Source organism: Streptomyces sp. 71268 (genome assembly GCF_029392895.1).
Lineage (GTDB): Bacteria > Actinomycetota > Actinomycetes > Streptomycetales > Streptomycetaceae > Streptomyces.
In genome coordinates, this window is record NZ_CP114200.1 from 1,834,344 (window position 1) to 1,849,631 (window position 15,288).

The following is a 15,288-nucleotide window of genomic DNA, read 5'->3' on the forward strand; positions in this document are numbered from 1 at the left end:
CAGGCCCTCGGACTTGCTTCGCCTGATAACCGTTCCACCTTCTCGACTCGGCCCACCGGTACAGGCTCTCCAGGAGGTCTGTAGACAGGCGCTCTATGCCCGGCGTCACCCGGCCACCGCCTCGTCGGTCGGGCGCTGGAAGTGGCGGACGACCGTGATGTCCCCTCCCGCACCGTCCCGCAGGGAGTCGATGTGCTGCCCCACGGACCGGTCCGCCACCGAGAGGTATCGCCGCCGTGCCCGGAGGTCGGCGTCGTTGCGCATCCTGATGACGAGCGGAAAGACGTCCAAAGCGACCTTGTCATACAGTCCCGTGGTGTACACCAGCTGAACGCCGAGCGCCTTGGCCACCGCTTGCTGGAGTCGGAGCAGGTAGAGGGCCGAGGCGCGGCCGATCGGGTTGTCGAGGAAGAGCACCCCGGAGTACTGGCGCCGTGCCTGTCCCCGATCGTTGGCGCGGAGCGCTGCCATCGTGCAGTACAGGACGATGGCAGCGGTAAGGATCTGTCCCCCGGAGAAGATGTCCTTGCTCTCCGCTACCCGGACCCGCTCCACGGCCAGCCCGATGTCCGGCTTGAGCACGGTCACGCGGAAGCCTTTCGGCGCGACCGCGGCCTCGACGCCCTTCAACACGAGTTGACGAGCGTCCCTGCTCCCCCGGCGGGCTAGTCCTTCCACCGCGGCGGTGTCGACGACCCGACCCAGGAGTTCCGCGAGCACCTCGTCGGTGACCTCGGGGAAGGTGATTTGCAGGAACTGCTGGCCGGACCAGCTACCGAGACCTTCCGGCAGTTGAGACAACCTCTGGGCCCGTTTCAGGGTGCGGAGCGCGTCCCGTACCTGTTGGACGAACTGGAGCACTATCTGCTGACGATGCCGGTCGATGGAGTCCAGGTCGATCTCCAACGTCCGCAGTCGAGGCCGTAGGTCCGCGGCCCATGTCCCGGCTCGGTCAGGCAGGTCCTCCCGGGGCGTACTAAGCATGATGCGGCGGCTTGGCGACTGGAGTTCCTCGAAGCGGGAGTCCGCCGCGCGTGCGGCGAGACGGTCGGCGAGTGTCCGCTCGGCGCTCTCCGCATCCGCTGCGGCCCGCTGGGCATCGGTGTGGTCGGCGAGCAACGCGTCGTGACGTTCACGAGCGCCAGCCGCGTCGCCCTCGTACACCGGAACCGCCTCGATCACTTCAGTGCGCTGCTTGACGTCTTCCTCGGACGGTTTCCCGAGGAGATCGACCAGGGTCGTGAAGGCGCGCGCGGTCTGACGAGCCTCGGCTTGCTCCTCAACGAGTTTGTCCAGCAGATGACGCAGTTCGTCGGCGAGCGCCGCAGCCTCGTCCCGTGCCTGCTCTGCCGCGGCGGTCATGCGTTCACCGTGTGCGGCATCACGCGGTGACTCGAACGGTGCCAGGTCGACGGTTCCCGCGCCGGGGGGAGCCTCTCCGATGGCGTCCAGCGCGGTCCGGCATCGCACCACGACCTCGTACACCGCGTCCAGTCGCGCGCGCGCCGAGGCCACCTGCCGTTTGGCGCGCGACCGGCCAGCATCCAAGGCAGCGCTGTCTACCCCCTCGGCCCCCGTGAGTAGCTCGCGCGCCATGGCGCGCTCGCTCTCGCCAATGGAGGCCAAGGCCTTTCCCGCGGCCCTTTCCTCCCGTTCGGCCTGGTCAAGGTCGGCCTTGAGACTCGCGCCCACGGCCAGTCGCTCGTACTCGTCGGCGGCGCTGCGGTAAAGGCGGCGCAGCACTTCCAACGGCTGGTCCAGCGTGGTGTGCGGCTCGTCAGCATCGTATTCGGATTCTCGAATCGGCAGCCCGGCCAGTTCCTCCTCCGCACGGACCACCGTGCCCCGCAGGACGTCGGCCGCGCGCCGGGCGTCCGCAGCGGCTTGCTGGGCGGCCTCCATGCGTGCCCGGGCCGCGACCGCGACCTGCCGGTGCTCGCGGGCCGACCCCCGCATCCGCAGCGCTTCAGCTTGCCAGCCCGGCACGCGTGCCGTCGAACGAACGAGCACTCGCAGTGCTTCCACCCGGCGGTCCAGACGCGGCTGGCCGTCCCGCAGTCCGGAAAGCTCATCGCGTGCCGTCCGCAACGCCTCGGCTTTGGTCTCCTTGAGGCCCCTCGCGACGGCTGCCGCGCCGCGGGCAGTGTGGGCCACTTCTTCCGCACTCACCATCGCGTCATGCAGTGCGGCGAGGCGCCCCGGCGGACAGGCGTCCCTCCACTGCGCAAGCCTGGCCGCGAAGCGCCCATGGGTACGGAGTGTCTCATCCAGCTCGGCTAGCCGCCGGCGGTGATCGTCCCGTCGAGCCGTCAGCACAAGGCGTTCCGATTCGCCGACCCGCTCGTCGTACAGCGCGGGATGAGGCGGCACGACGAAGGAGGCGCCCGGAGGCAGGCCGCCCTCTCCGTGGAGCGAGGTCGTAGTCCCCAGGGCGATGAAGCCGGTCACGGTGACGCCCGCGTCCCCGAGGATCTCGGCAGCCAGCTCAAGCTGCTCGGCATCGTTGCAAAGCACACCAGTCGCCAACTGGGGAAACTGGTCGACAAGCTCCGCGCGACGCTGCACGTCGGGGATGGAGGCGAGGTACTCCCAACCAGTACAGGCGGGAATCTGCCGCTCGTGCAACATTTCACAGACCCGCACCGCCTCCAGCGACGAGGGCAGCAGGTCGTTCGTCTCCAACGAGGTGAGTGCACGCTCATCGGCCACCATGGCGATGCGGACGTCGATTCGGGCGGTTTCGGCATCCCCCTGCGCGTGGGCCAACCGGTCTGCGAGCCCGGCGGCCTCGATGTCGAGTTCGCCCACCTCACCGCTGTAGATACCCGCGTGTTGGAGGTCCTCTGCGAGCCGTCGCATGGTGTCGTCAGCGGCCTTGTACTCGCGGCGAGCGATGTCGTGGGCGTGGTGGGCACTGGCAAGCTCGCCGCGCGTCACCTCGTCCTGTTTCTCCGCCTCTTGGTACTCGCGTTCCAGGCGCTCCACCGCTCGCGCGCCTTCGCCTACTCGCTCACGGTGCGCTGCGGCTTCGGACTCGGCCTGGGCAGCGGCGTCCGCCACTTCCAGCCCGTCGGGGACCAAGCCTTCGCGAACCGCGCCCGCGACCGCCTCCTGCACCTCGGTGACCCGTCCATCCAGGGCCCCGGCCTTCGCTTCCCCCTCCGCTGCCGCGGCGACAGCCGCTTCGTACTCCGACTGCGCGCTACGAGCTTCCCCGTCGCACTCGGTGGCACGCTCACCGAGCCCATCCGCCTCATCGGTCAGGTTCCGCACCATGCCGCGTAGTGCGTGCCACAGCACACGCGCGGCCTCGTCGCGCGCATCGAGCGCGGGGCGTGCCGCTGCCTCCGTCTCGGTAACCCGGGCCCGCAGCCGCTGGGCCACCGCCACGGCCTCCAGGTCCCGGAGCACAGCGGGGACGGCCTGCCAACCTGTCTCGACCGCTACAGCCTTCTCCCACTCCCGCTCGGCCGCGTGGTGGTCCCGCTCAGCCTCCGCCAGCCTCAACTCGGCGACCGACCGCGACAGTTCCGCGGCGACGGCCGTGGCGTGCTGGTGACGGTCCTGTGCCCGACGGACCTCGTCTTTCAGTTGCACGACACCCTGGGCGCGATCTGCGAACGCCTGCTTCTCCTGCGTAGCACGCGCCCTGACCTGATGGATAAAGCGGTCCAGTGCGACCCGAGTTCCCCGCTGTTTCGCAGCGGCAGCGATGCTTTTCTCACGCGCCTCGCTCAGGGGTACCAACACCGCCAAGGCTTCCTCGACGAACGTCTTCTCCAATTCCATGACGCCGCGGTCCGCCAGTTTGTCGGCGTACGTACCCAGCACTTCGGCGAGGTCCCGGGCTGGCTGGAGCGGCAACACCGCACTCAGCAGGAAATTGACGAACGCCTGGTCGCTGCCGAGTGAGAACGCGTCCGCCGCCTCGCCCTCGTCGTCGTTCATCGCCCGCTGGTAGCGGAAAAGCTCAGGGTCGAGGCCCAGGGCCATGAGGCGATCCGTCCACTCCCCGTGGAGTTGGAAGTTGCGGTAGCCAAGCGCGGGTTCCTCGATGTCGGCGAGCCTGAGCCGCTCGCAATACTCGGTGAGGCCTATGTAGTTGCCGTCCTCCTCAACCGGGAGGGTTTCCAGGTCGAGCGTGAGTCCCGGGCGGAAGTGGTACCAGCGCTCGACCAGATCGGATTCGTCGGATGTCCGGCGTTCCTTCCACTGGCTCACCTTTCCGGTCACCAGCCGTTTGCCGCTTGCCACGTGGGTCCACTCCAACACGACGTGCGCCACATCCCCGCGTCGTACGAAGCCCTCCAGTGTGCGGGGGTTGCGGGTACCCACGGTGTTTCGCCGCCCGGGAAGCACAACCGAGAATATGAGCTTGATCAGTACCGATTTGCCTCCACCGTTCTCCAGGAACAGCACACTCGCCGGCGAGGGACGGCGTGGTCGCTCCGCGATGTCGAAGATGTCACCCTGCCGACTGTTGGCCACTGGTGCACCGACCCCACTGAAATCGAGGAGGACGTCCTCGTATCGTGCGGACTGTGGCCCCACCCCTCGTAGCAGGACACGGGACAGCTCATACATGAAAGAGCCCTTCGTCCGCCGCATCGGAGGCTGCTGTATCGGTGGCCCGGTCCGCGGAGTCCTGCCGGGCGGTACGTAGAGTGCCACGCGAGGAGATCGGTACGATCCCGAGAGCGAGCAACTCCTCGAAAGCGCTGGTCGCTGCCAACTCGCGGACCTGGAGTTGATAACGCGGGGTTGTCCGGTACCAGCCGTCCTCCCCCGCGCCCGCGACCGCCAGAAACCCCTGATCCGTAAGGAAGTTGAGCGCCCTGGCGATCATGCCCTTGGTCGAGTTCATCGCCAGCCTGCCGTCCTTGGTCAGTGCCGCTTCCGGCCGGCGGGTATACGCGCTCCACACCTTCTCCAACTCAGGCGAGTCAGTGGGTGTGTCCTCGCCAGCCTCCGCTGCCGCCACCTTCTCGCGCAGCCGGTCGCAGGTGTCGCGTACGGCCCTGTCCACGGCCTCGACGCTGACCCGCCCCGTGTAGCCGTCGTTGGCCAAGTCGTCGGGGCGCGGAAAGGCCAGAGCGGCGACGGCCAGGTGGATGATGCCGTGCAACAGCCTCTCGCCCTCGCCACGCTGTTTGCCGAGCCGCACATAGTCCTCGATTTTCGTTTCGAAAACCGAGTTCGGCAATGCTGCCAAGGCCACACCGATGTCCTCGGTCGCGCCAAGGACCTTCAGCCCCAGGCCCCGCGCCGTGCGTTCCACCAGCCTCTGGAAGTCGCTCTCGGTTCGATACTTGATCACCAGGTCCCGGTAGGCCCGATCCTTGGCAGGCCGCTGCCGCGGACGCATGCCAAAGGCGATGAGCTTCGCGGCGTCCTCGGCGTCGTCCATGGTGATGGTCGACGTCACTCGTCGAACTCCTCGTCTCCCGAACCGTCGTCATCCCACTCACCCTCTGGCGCCGCCAAGCGCACCCGAGAGACGAGTAGTTCATCGCCAGCCAACGACGGACTGTCGATTTCCTCAGCCACCGGCACCGCGAGCAGCACGCTGCTGTCGCCGCGGAGCATGGTTTCACTGAGTGCCGGGCTGAACGCGTGCACGGCGTCGCGCAACACCAGCCGCTCTACCGCTGATCCGTAAGCGCGCGCCTCGCTCAGCAAGGCGCTCAAGGCGCGGGTCTCGTCCACAGCCAGGTCGATGAGTTTTCTTGCGATGCGTTGGTCTTCTTCGCTGAATCGCGGGGGGTCCGCGTCCTGTCGCACATCGGGCACGGGCACAGCCCCGGCGTACACGCTGTGTTCCGTACGCACCGTCAACAGCCTTGCCGCGAGCGTGTTCAACGAGGTCACCGCTGGCGGCGCGGGCGCCACCCCGAGTCGGAAGAAGTCGGCCACCGGTACCACGGCAGCACCGATAGGCATGCCGAGAAGCGGCACCAGAACCTGATTGAAGACATCGACGGCCGCACGTTGGGGTGGGCCGGAGAATTGCTGGCGATCCTGCTCTTCCCGGAACAGCGCTCCCGCACCCTGTATCCGGGTTTGCAACTGCATGTGCCGATGGATGCAGTCCCGAACGATGTCGACAAGTCCCGCTGCCTGCTGCTTCTTCCGCGCATCACGGGCGCCGTCTCGATGTTCGGTGATGTTGGTCAGGATGGCGCTCTCGTGCCGGTAGCGAGCCTCGATATGCTCCAGCGCCTCCTCGAGGAGGGTGGGGACCTGCTGCTCCCAGTCGACTGTCCGCACATCCCGCCGGGTCGCGTCCAGATACTGCCGCAGGTACTCCCCGTATTGAACGGTCCGGTACCTAGCCTGCTCCGCAGCGAGTTTCGCGTCCTCCAGGCGCCCGCGAGTGATGAGGTGTTCGAGCTTGTACTCGGCTGCTACCTGCGCCGACTCCACGTCCGTGTCAAGTGCACCGACCAGGACATTGATGGCTTCGTCGGTAACCCGCAAGTACACCTGCCCGTCGGAGGTGGAGTGCTCCACGAGCAACTTGAAGTCAAAGTCATAGCGGCTGTAGTCCCCCTCCGCGTCCACCCGTCCGTACGTCCAGGTGAACCCCCGGTCGAGGGTGCCGATGTTGATAAGTTTGTGAAGCACCCACTCGGCCACAGCACGATGCTCGTGCCCCCGCTGCTCCGGCACTTGGACAGCGGCGAAATGACTGACTTGGTCAATGACCTTGGCGTGCTCCGCCCCTCTGTCGAAGTCCATGGCCATCGCCACCTGGTCGATGGTGTGCAGCGCGAGCTCCACCATGTGGTATGGGCGGGCGTCGACGCGCCCCAGGCTCCCCTTGTTGTCTTCCAGAGCCTGGAGCGGCGCCGTGCAAGCCAGTGCCTTCACCCTGCGGACGAGCCCGTCATCCGGCATGTTCACGGATGACTCAACCAATTCACCACGCACAGCAGGCACTGTAACTACGCGTCGATTCACTTGGGCAGGAAACGCACAGTTTCATGCGCTCTCGACGAACACCATGCTGCCTGGCCGTCAGCCCGACGGGGGCCGCCGGAGCGTGTCGAGCCTCCTGAAGCGCACGGTGCACTATCGCCAGCCCGAGCGCATCCTCACCATGGCCGCGCAGAGCACGCCGCCTCGCACGAGCCCCCGTCGCCCGCCCGCTCGGCCCATTGAATGACGTGAGCTACGGGAAATCACGGGAGCGGGGGAACGGTATGCGTCGATCACCGTTCCCCGGGTCAGGCGCCCTGCTTCACCGGCTCCAAAATCGCCACGCACTCCACATGCTGCGTCATCGGGAACAGGTCGAACGCCCGCAGGAACCGCGGGCGGTAGCCCGCTTCCCTGAAGTAGGCGAGGTCGCGGGCCAGGGCGGCTGGGTCGCAGGCGACGTAGGCGATGCGGCGGGGGGACAGGGAGGCGAGGTGGGTCACCGTCTGTTGGCCGGCGCCGGCGCGGGGTGGGTCGAGGACGACGATGTCGACCTCCGTGATGCCGGTGCGCGGCAGCACGGTCTCGACCTTGCCGTGTTCGACGCGGACCCGCTCCAGGTCGCGCAGGTTGTGGCGGGCGTCCTCGACCGCGCGCTTGCCCGACTCGATGCCGAGCACGGCGCCGCGTTCCCCGACCCGTTCGGCGATCGCGCCGGCGAAGAGGCCGACCCCGCAGTACAGGTCGAGCGCCATCTCGCCCTTGCGCGGGGTCAGGCCCTGCATCACGGCCTCGACCAGCACGTCGGGGGCCTTCGGGTGGATCTGCCAGAAGCCGCCGGAGCCGACGCGGTAGGTGCGGCCGTCGGCGCGTTCGCGGACGAAGCCGCGGCCGTGGACGCGGTGGACCCCGCCGTCGTGCTCGTCGATCCGCAGCACCGACACCGGCTTGTCCAGCTCCACGATCGGCAGCCGCTCGCCCGGCTCCGGCTCCACCAGGACCTGTCGGTCCGACGAGCCGGTGGCGGCGATGGCCTGCACGCCGGCCACGCCGGGCCACTCGCGGGACTCGATGCCCAGTTCGCTGACGCCGGGCGCCGCGATCAGGCAGCGGTCGATGCGCTGGACCTCGTGCGAGCGGTGGCGGCGCAGGCCGGCGTAGCCGTCCTGGTCCACCGCGTACTGCACCCGGGTGCGCCACGCGGGCACCTCGCCCTTGGGCAGTTTGTCGCCGGGGGCCGGCTCGACCGTGCCGTTCCAGCCCGCCTCCTGCGGGGTGAGGCCGGCCAGCCTGGCGAGCTGTTCGGTGATCACCTCGACCTTCAGGCGGCGCTGTGCGCCGGGCGCCACGTGTTGCCAGTCGCAGCCGCCGCAGGCGCCGGGGCCGGAGAACGGACAGGGCGCCGGCACCCGGTCCGGTGAGGGCTCCAGCACCTCGACGGCGTCGGCCCGCAGGAAGCGGGAGGCCGCGTCGCCCTCGGTGACCTGTGCCACGACCCGCTCCCCCGGCAGGGTGTGGCGGACGAACAGCACCCGGGGGCGCTCCTCGCCGGCCAGGGTGGTCCGGGCGACGCAGTGCCCGCCGTGCGCGACGGGGCCGATCTCCACCTCGTAGCGCTCGCCGACCAGCGAGGCGGGCTCGCCGGCGCCCGCGGCGCCCCCGTGCCCGGTGTCGGCGCCGGCGGCTCGCTGCCGCGCGTGGCTCGCGCTCGGCCGGTGCGTACGGTTCGTGCGGTGTGTCACGGCGGACGGGCTCCTGACGGAAGAGGAATACGGGGGGCGGGCTCGTGGTCGGGCGAGGTGGGGATGGGGGTGGTCGGAGTGGGCGGGTGCGGGGCGAGCGGGTCGCCGGGGCGGTTTCCGGGTCCGCCCGGAGCGGCTGGCGGGGCGGCGGAAGAACGCCAAGTTCACCAGTTTACGTGCCAGCGCCGGCTCCGGACGCCCGCCGCCAGAGCCGGGCCCCCGTCATGCCCAGGCCACGCACGCATCACGCCCCACCCACACCCACGCCCCACCCACACCGAACCCAGGCCACGCCCACACGCGGCGCGGCGGTGCCGGCAGGCTCTGGCCCGGCACCGCCGCGCCGGCGCCGGGTGTCCGCCGGCGCCGGGTGGCTACTTCTCGCTGCCCGCCTTCTCGCGGCGCGAGACGCGGGGCGCGGGGCCGCGCCGTACCGCCCCCGGCGGGTTCCACTCGGCGCGCTTGCGGGCCCGCAGCTTGGCCGCCTCGGAGGAGTCGAGCTGCCAGGGGACCGAGGTGACCATGACGCCGGGGGTGAACAGCAGGCGGCCCTTGAGGCGCAGGGCGCTCTGGTTGTGCAGCAGTTGCTCGTACCAGCGGCCGACCACGTACTCGGGGATGTAGACGCTGATCACCTCGCGCGGGCTCTCCCGGCGCAGGCCCTTGACGTAGTCGATCACCGGGCGGGTGATCTCGCGGTAGGGCGAGTCGAGGATCTTCAGTGGTACGTCGATGCCGCGCTCGCTCCACTCGGCCTGGAGCGCCTTGGTCTCGGCCGGGTCCACGCTGATACTCAGGGCCTCCAACCGGTCCGAACGCATCAGCTTCGCGTAGGCCAGGGCCCGCAGCGTGGGCTTGTGGATCTTGGAGACGAGGACGATGGAGTGCACCCGGGAGGGGCGCGCGGAGTCCTCGGGCTCCTCGTCGGTGGCCAGCTCCTCGGCGACCCGGTCGTAGTGGCGGCGGATCGCGCTCATCGTCACGTAGAAGATGACCATGCCGAGCAGGGCGACCCAGGCGCCGTGGGTGAACTTGGTGACCAGCACCACGATCAGGACCAGGCCGGTGAAGGAGGCGCCGAAGGTGTTGATCGCGCGGGAGCGGATCATGTGGCGGCGCTTGGCCGGGTCCTTCTCGCTGGCCAGGTGGCGGTTCCAGTGCCGGACCATGCCGATCTGGCTGAGCGTGAAGGACACGAAGACGCCGACGATGTAGAGCTGGATGAGCTTGGTGGAGTCGGCCCCGTAGATGTAGACGAGTATCGCCGCCGCGAGCGCCAGCAGCACGATGCCGTTGGAGAAGGCGAGGCGGTCGCCGCGGGTGTGGAGCTGGCGCGGCAGGTAGCGGTCCTGGGCCAGGATCGAGCCGAGCAGCGGGAAGCCGTTGTACGCGGTGTTGGCGGCCAGGAACAGCACGAGCGCGGTCGCCGCCGCGAGCACCACGAACAGGAACGACCCGTCGCCGAAGACGGCCGCCGCGACCTGTGAGATGACCGGGTCCTGGGTGAAGGCGGCGCCGACCGGCTCGCCGTTGTGCAGCAGGTCCTTGGCCGGGTTCTCCGCCATTTTCACGTCGGTGGCCATGGCCAGGCCGATGATGCCGCAGAACATGGTGACCGCCAGGGTGCCCATCAGCAGCAGCGTGGTGGCCGCGTTCTTGCTCTTGGGCTTGCGGAAGGCGGGCACGCCGTTGCTGATGGCCTCGACGCCGGTGAGCGCCGCGCAGCCGGAGGAGAACGCGCGCAGCAGCAGGAAGATCAGCGCGAAGCCGGCGAGGCCGGTCTTCTCCGCGTGGATCTCGTAGTCGGAGGTGGGCGCGTGCATGGTGTCGCCGAGCACCAGGCCGCGGAAGGCGCCCCAGGCGATCAGCAGGAAGACGCCCGCGACGAAGACGTAGGTGGGGATCGCGAAGAGCTTGCCCGACTCCTTGACGCCGCGCAGGTTCATCAGCGTCAGCAGCACGATGGTGCCCACCGCGCACAGCGTCTTGTGCTCGATGACGAACGGCACCGCGGAGCCGAGGTTCTCCACGCCGGAGGAGATCGACACCGCGACCGTGAGGACGTAGTCGACCAGGAGTGCGCTGGCCACGGTGAGGCCGGCCTTGGGACCGAGGTTGGTGTTGGCCACCTCGTAGTCCCCACCGCCGCTCGGGTAGGCGCGCACGTTCTGGCGGTACGAGGCGACCACCGTGAACATCAGCACGACGACGGCGGCGGCGATCCACGGGCTGAAGTGGTAGGCCGACACGCCTGCCACCGACAGCACGAGGAGGACCTCGCCCGGCGCGTAGGCGACGGAGGAGAGCGGATCGGAGGCGAAGACCGGCAGGGCGATGCGCTTGGGGAGAAGGGTCTCCCCCAGTTTGTCGCTGCGCAGCGCCCTGCCGATCAGGATCCGTTTTGGCAGGTCGGTCAGTTTGGACACGCAGAGGATCGTAGGCGGTCGGCTCGCGGGCCGCCCACCCGCCACCCGTACAGCGGTCCCCCTGACTTTCCTAGGGGTGGCGGCGCAGTCGCACCGGGAGGCTGCGGTGGCCGTTGGAGATGAACGAGTCCACCGGGAGCAGCTCCTCCGGGGCCACGGCCAGCTCCACGTCCGGGTAGCGCTCGAAGAGCGCGGGCAGCGCGATGGTCGCCTCCAGGCGGGCCAGCGACATGCCCACGCAGAAGTGCACGCCGTGCCCGAAGGAGACGTGGTCCTTGTTGGGCCGGGTCGCGTCGAACTGGTCGGCGTCCGGACCGTGCACCTCCGGGTCGCGCCCGGCGGCGGCGTACGAGACGAGGATGGCCTCGCCCTTGCGGATGGTCACTCCGGCCAGCTCGATGTCCTCCACCGCGTAGCGCAGCGGAAGGTTGGCGACCGGGGCCTGGACGCGCAGCGTCTCGTCGATGATGTCGTCCCAGCTCACCTCGCCGGAGCGGACGAGGGCGAGCTGCTTGGGGTGGGTGAGCAGCGCGTGCAACGCGTTGTCGAGCAGGTTGACGGTCGTCTCGTGCCCGGCGCTGAGCATCAGCAGCAGGGTGTCGAGCAGTTCCTGCTCGCTCAGCCGCGAGTCGCCGTCCTCGTCGCGGGCCGCGATCAGCCCGCTGGTCATGTCGTCGGCGGGCGCGGCGCGCTTGGCGGTGATCAGCTCGCCGAGCAACTGGTAGATCTCGCCGTAGGTGCGGGTCACCTCCTCGGGGTCGGCCGAGGTGTGGAAGATGGAGTCCACGCAGGCGTGCAGGCGATCGCGCATGCCGGTGTCCGTGACGCCGAACAGCTCGCAGATGACCTGGATCGGGATCGGGTACGCGTAACCCTCGCGCAGGTTCACGACGCCGCCCGGCGGGGTGTCGGCGAACCCGTCGAGCAGGTCCGTGGTGATCTGCTCGATGCGCGGGCGCAGCGCGTTGGAGCGGCGCAGCGTGAACGCCTTGGAGACCAGTGTGCGCAGCCGCGTGTGGTCGCTGCCGTACGCGGTGAACATGTTCTGCACCGCGACCCAGGTGAACAGCGGCCACTCCTGGGATATCTCACCGTTGATCCACGCGGGCCAGTGCTGGCGCGGGTCCTTGGAGACGCGGGGGTCGGCCAGCAGGTCCTTGAGCATGGCCTGCTGCGTTACTGCCCACGCCACCACCCCGCCAGGGAGTTCCACCAGCGTCGCCGGCCCCCGGGCGCGGAGCCGGGCTCCCTCCCCGTGGATGTCGCGGCCGGTGGGGTCGATGGCGACGGGGCAGGACTGGGCTTCCATGAGGTGTCTCCAGAGGTCGCGTCGAATGTGGCGGGCGCTGAACTGACAGGTGCGTGCGAGGTGGCCACGGGGACCGGCGGGAAGCGGACGGGCAGCGCGCTGAGCGCGCGGTGGAACGGCCCCGGCCGCCACTCCAAAGCCTCGACGGGAACGGCGAGTTCGATGTCGGGCAGCCGGTCGAGCAGCTTCTCGACGGCGACCGAGGCGGCCAGTCGGGCGCTGCTCTGCGCCGGGCAGGCGTGCGGGCCCGCGCTCCAGGCCAGGTGCGCGCGGTTGCCCGCGCGCTGGTCGGAGGCGAGGGAGGAGTCGGTGTTGGCGGCGGCGAAGCTGATGACGACCGGCTCGCCCTCGCGCAGCCGCAGCCCGTCCAGGTCCACGTCGTGCACCGGGTAGTGGACGGCGTAGTTGGCCATCGGCGGGTCGGTCCACAGGACCTCGTCCAGGGCGTCGTCCACCGGCAGGCTGCCGCCGGCCAGGCTGCCCGCGAACCGGTCGTCGGACAGCAGCAGCCGCAACCCGTTGGCGATCAGGTTCTGCTCCGGCTCGGTGCCCGCGCCCATGAGCACCACCAACTGGTGGAGCATCTCCTCGTCGGTCAGCCGCGCGGGGTGGGCCATCATCCAGGAGATGACGTCCGCGCCGGGCTTGGCGCGCTTGAGCGCCACCAGCTCGACGAGCGCCTCGGTGAGCTGGGCGTTGGCCTGCTCGGCGTTGATCCCGTCGAAGATGCCGGACATGCCGGCGAGCAGTCGCTCGCCGATCTCGGGCGGGCAGCCGAACATGCGGTTGGAGACGAGCATCGGGATGACCCGCGCGTACTCGACCAGCAGGTCCGCCTCGCCGCGCGCGCAGAACCGGTCGATGAGGGTGTCCGCGCTCTCCTCGACGTAGCCGCGCAGCGCGTTGGGGTCCACGCGCTCCAGGGAGTCGGTGACGGCCTGGCGCAGCCGACGGTGCTCCTCGCCGTCGGCGAACAGGCAGTTGGGCCGGTACATCATCATCGGCACGACCGGGCTGTCCATCGGCACCGTGCCGTCGGCCAGGGCCCGCCAGCGGCGCGGGTCCTTGACGAAGGTCTCCGGGCTGCGCAGCACGCTCAGGGCCGCCTGGTAGCCGATGACCAGCGTGGCGTCCACGCCGGGGGCGAGCTGAACCGGGGCCGCCGAGCCGAAGCGGCGCATCCGTTCGTAGGCGGCGGACGGGTCGGTGGCGAAGTCGGGTCCGTAGATCGGCTCGCCGCTGGGCCGGCCGGTGTGCGCGGGGCAGCCTGGCGGCGGCCCGGTGCCGACATCGGGGTGAGAGGTCACTCGTGCTCCTGATCGGAACGGGAGGGGCGGGTGGAACGGAAAGGGGGCGGGGTGGCGGGGCGGGGCCCGGTGGGCGGCGCCGGCCGACCGCTCGGCGCGGACGCGGGGGTGAGCGGTCGGGTACGGGCGGCAGTGGGGGGGTGGGCGCGGCGCGGGGCCGGCGGTGTGGGTCGCCGCGGTGGGCGCGCGGTGGGGGTGCGCGTCCGCCGGGCGGCCCGGCGCCGGATGGTCGCCGCTACGGGGTTCAGACGTGCATCTGGTGCGCGTTGCGGGCCTGGAGGTACTGCACGAGGGCGATCAGCGCGTGGGTGGAGGAGATGCGGTCCCGGGCGTCGCAGGTGACCAGCGGCGTGTCGGGCAGCAGGTCGAGCGCCTCGCGTATCTCCTCCTCGGCGTAGCTGGGCGCGCCGTCGAAGTGGTTGACGGCGACCGCGTACGGCAGGTCGTGCTCCTCCAGCAGGCCCATGACGTCGAAGGACTGGTCGAGGCGGCGGGTGTCGGCGAGCACCAGGGCGCCGAGCGCCCCCTGCGTCATGTCCTGCCACAGGCGGGTGAACCGCTTCTGGCCGGGCGCGCCGAACAGGTAGAGCACGAGTTGGTCGCTGAGGGTCAGCCGGCCGAAGTCCATGGCGACGGTGGTCGTGGACTTGCCGTCGATCCCGGCCAGGTCGTCCACCAGGGCGCCGGCCTGCGTCATGGTCTCCTCGGTGCGCAGCGGCTTGATCTCCGAGAGGGACCCGACGAACGTGGTCTTGCCGACCGCGAAGTGGCCCACGACCAGGAGCTTGGCCGCGGTACGGACCGTCTGCCGCAAGTAGACGTCGTCAGAGGCTGGCGCGGAGCCCATCGAGCACCTCCTGCAAGAGCTGGGATTCGGGGAGTTGGGCCTTGGGGATGGGGGCCCGGGTGACGATGTGCCCGCTGTCGACCAGATCGCCGAGGAGCACCTTGGTGACGCTGACCGCCAGCTCCAGGTGTCCCGCGACCTCGGCCACCGACAGGGCGCCGCCCCGGCACAGCTCCACGAGCCGCCGCTGCTCCGGGTTCAGCTCGCTGAGCGGCCGGTCGTGCTGCGCGATGACGAGCGTGACCAGGTCGAAGGTGTTGCGGGTCGGGTAGGCCCGGCCGCCGGTGACGACGTAGGGCCGTACTAAACCCCGCTCGCGCCGAGGCGGGGTCATGCCGAACTACCAAGCCGGGGCGGGCTGGTGAGCTCCTTGCCGAGCCGGTCCACCAGCTTCTGCATGCGGTACGTCACGGCCTCCATGTCGACCTCGGCCGTGGCCGAGACCGCCAGGTAGGCGCCCTGCCCGGCGGCCACCAGGAAGACGTAGCCGTCGGCGAACTCGACCAGGGTCTGCTGCCAGGGGGTGTTCTCCTCGGCGCAGAACTCGGCGGTGCTGCGGCTGATCGACTGGAGCCCGGACAGCGCGGCGGCCTGTCGCTCCGCCTCGTCCCTGCCGATGCCCTGCGAGTGCGCGCGCAGCATGCCGTCGGACGAGAGCAGGATCGCGTGGCTCGCCTCCGGCATTCGCACGGCCTCGTCGAGCATCCAGCCCAGGTCGTTGGTCATGTGATCGTTCACG

General features: G+C 69.8%; 10 protein-coding genes. All 10 read right to left on the reverse strand.

Annotated features, from left to right (window positions below; translation table 11 throughout):
• Positions 1 to 105: 105 nt before the first annotated feature.
• The gene (locus OYE22_RS06660; protein WP_277319547.1) at positions 106 to 4,584 is read right to left on the reverse strand and encodes a hypothetical protein; all 4,479 of its coding nucleotides are present in this window, start codon (positions 4,582 to 4,584) and stop codon (positions 106 to 108) included.
• On the reverse strand, positions 4,577 to 5,425 hold the full coding sequence (locus OYE22_RS06665) for a hypothetical protein (RefSeq protein ID WP_277319548.1): 849 nt from the start codon (positions 5,423 to 5,425) through the stop codon (positions 4,577 to 4,579). The genes OYE22_RS06660 and OYE22_RS06665 overlap by 8 nt, the downstream gene beginning before the upstream one ends.
• Positions 5,422 to 6,930 carry a hypothetical protein gene (locus OYE22_RS06670; protein ID WP_277319549.1) on the reverse strand — a complete coding sequence of 503 codons (1,509 nt, stop codon included), beginning with the start codon at positions 6,928 to 6,930 and terminating at the stop codon, positions 5,422 to 5,424. Before OYE22_RS06670 ends, OYE22_RS06665 begins: the two co-directional genes overlap by 4 nt.
• A 296-nt stretch (positions 6,931 to 7,226) precedes the next feature.
• Positions 7,227 to 8,546 (reverse strand): TRAM domain-containing protein, encoded by a 1,320-nt coding sequence (locus OYE22_RS06675; protein WP_277324017.1) that lies wholly within the window; start codon positions 8,544 to 8,546, stop codon positions 7,227 to 7,229.
• 488 nt (positions 8,547 to 9,034) lie between these two features.
• On the reverse strand, positions 9,035 to 11,086 hold the full coding sequence (locus tag OYE22_RS06680) for an APC family permease (protein WP_277319550.1): 2,052 nt from the start codon (positions 11,084 to 11,086) through the stop codon (positions 9,035 to 9,037).
• 70 nt (positions 11,087 to 11,156) lie between these two features.
• Complete coding sequence (locus tag OYE22_RS06685) at positions 11,157 to 12,281, reverse strand: cytochrome P450 (RefSeq protein ID WP_277324018.1); 1,125 nt, start codon at positions 12,279 to 12,281, stop codon at positions 11,157 to 11,159.
• Positions 12,263 to 13,702, reverse strand: a complete 1,440-nt coding sequence (locus OYE22_RS06690) for a cytochrome P450 (protein ID WP_277319551.1) — start codon at positions 13,700 to 13,702, stop codon at positions 12,263 to 12,265. Before OYE22_RS06690 ends, OYE22_RS06685 begins: the two co-directional genes overlap by 19 nt.
• Positions 13,703 to 13,946: 244 nt before the next feature.
• Positions 13,947 to 14,549, reverse strand: coding sequence for an ATP/GTP-binding protein (locus OYE22_RS06695; protein ID WP_277319552.1), 603 nt, complete (start codon positions 14,547 to 14,549; stop codon positions 13,947 to 13,949).
• Complete coding sequence (locus tag OYE22_RS06700; RefSeq protein ID WP_176164545.1) at positions 14,527 to 14,883, reverse strand: DUF742 domain-containing protein; 357 nt, start codon at positions 14,881 to 14,883, stop codon at positions 14,527 to 14,529. Before OYE22_RS06700 ends, OYE22_RS06695 begins: the two co-directional genes overlap by 23 nt.
• Complete coding sequence (locus OYE22_RS06705) at positions 14,880 to 15,287, reverse strand: roadblock/LC7 domain-containing protein (RefSeq protein ID WP_232110254.1); 408 nt, start codon at positions 15,285 to 15,287, stop codon at positions 14,880 to 14,882. The genes OYE22_RS06700 and OYE22_RS06705 overlap by 4 nt, the downstream gene beginning before the upstream one ends.
• Position 15,288 lies beyond the last annotated feature (1 nt).

Coding starts and splice junctions, on each gene's coding strand:
- OYE22_RS06660 (WP_277319547.1), bottom strand. CDS start 4,584: ATGTATGAGCTGTCCCGTGTCCTGCTACGAGGGGTGGGGCCACAGTCC.
- OYE22_RS06695 (WP_277319552.1), bottom strand. CDS start 14,549: ATGGGCTCCGCGCCAGCCTCTGACGACGTCTACTTGCGGCAGACGGTC.
- OYE22_RS06700 (WP_176164545.1), bottom strand. CDS start 14,883: ATGACCCCGCCTCGGCGCGAGCGGGGTTTAGTACGGCCCTACGTCGTC.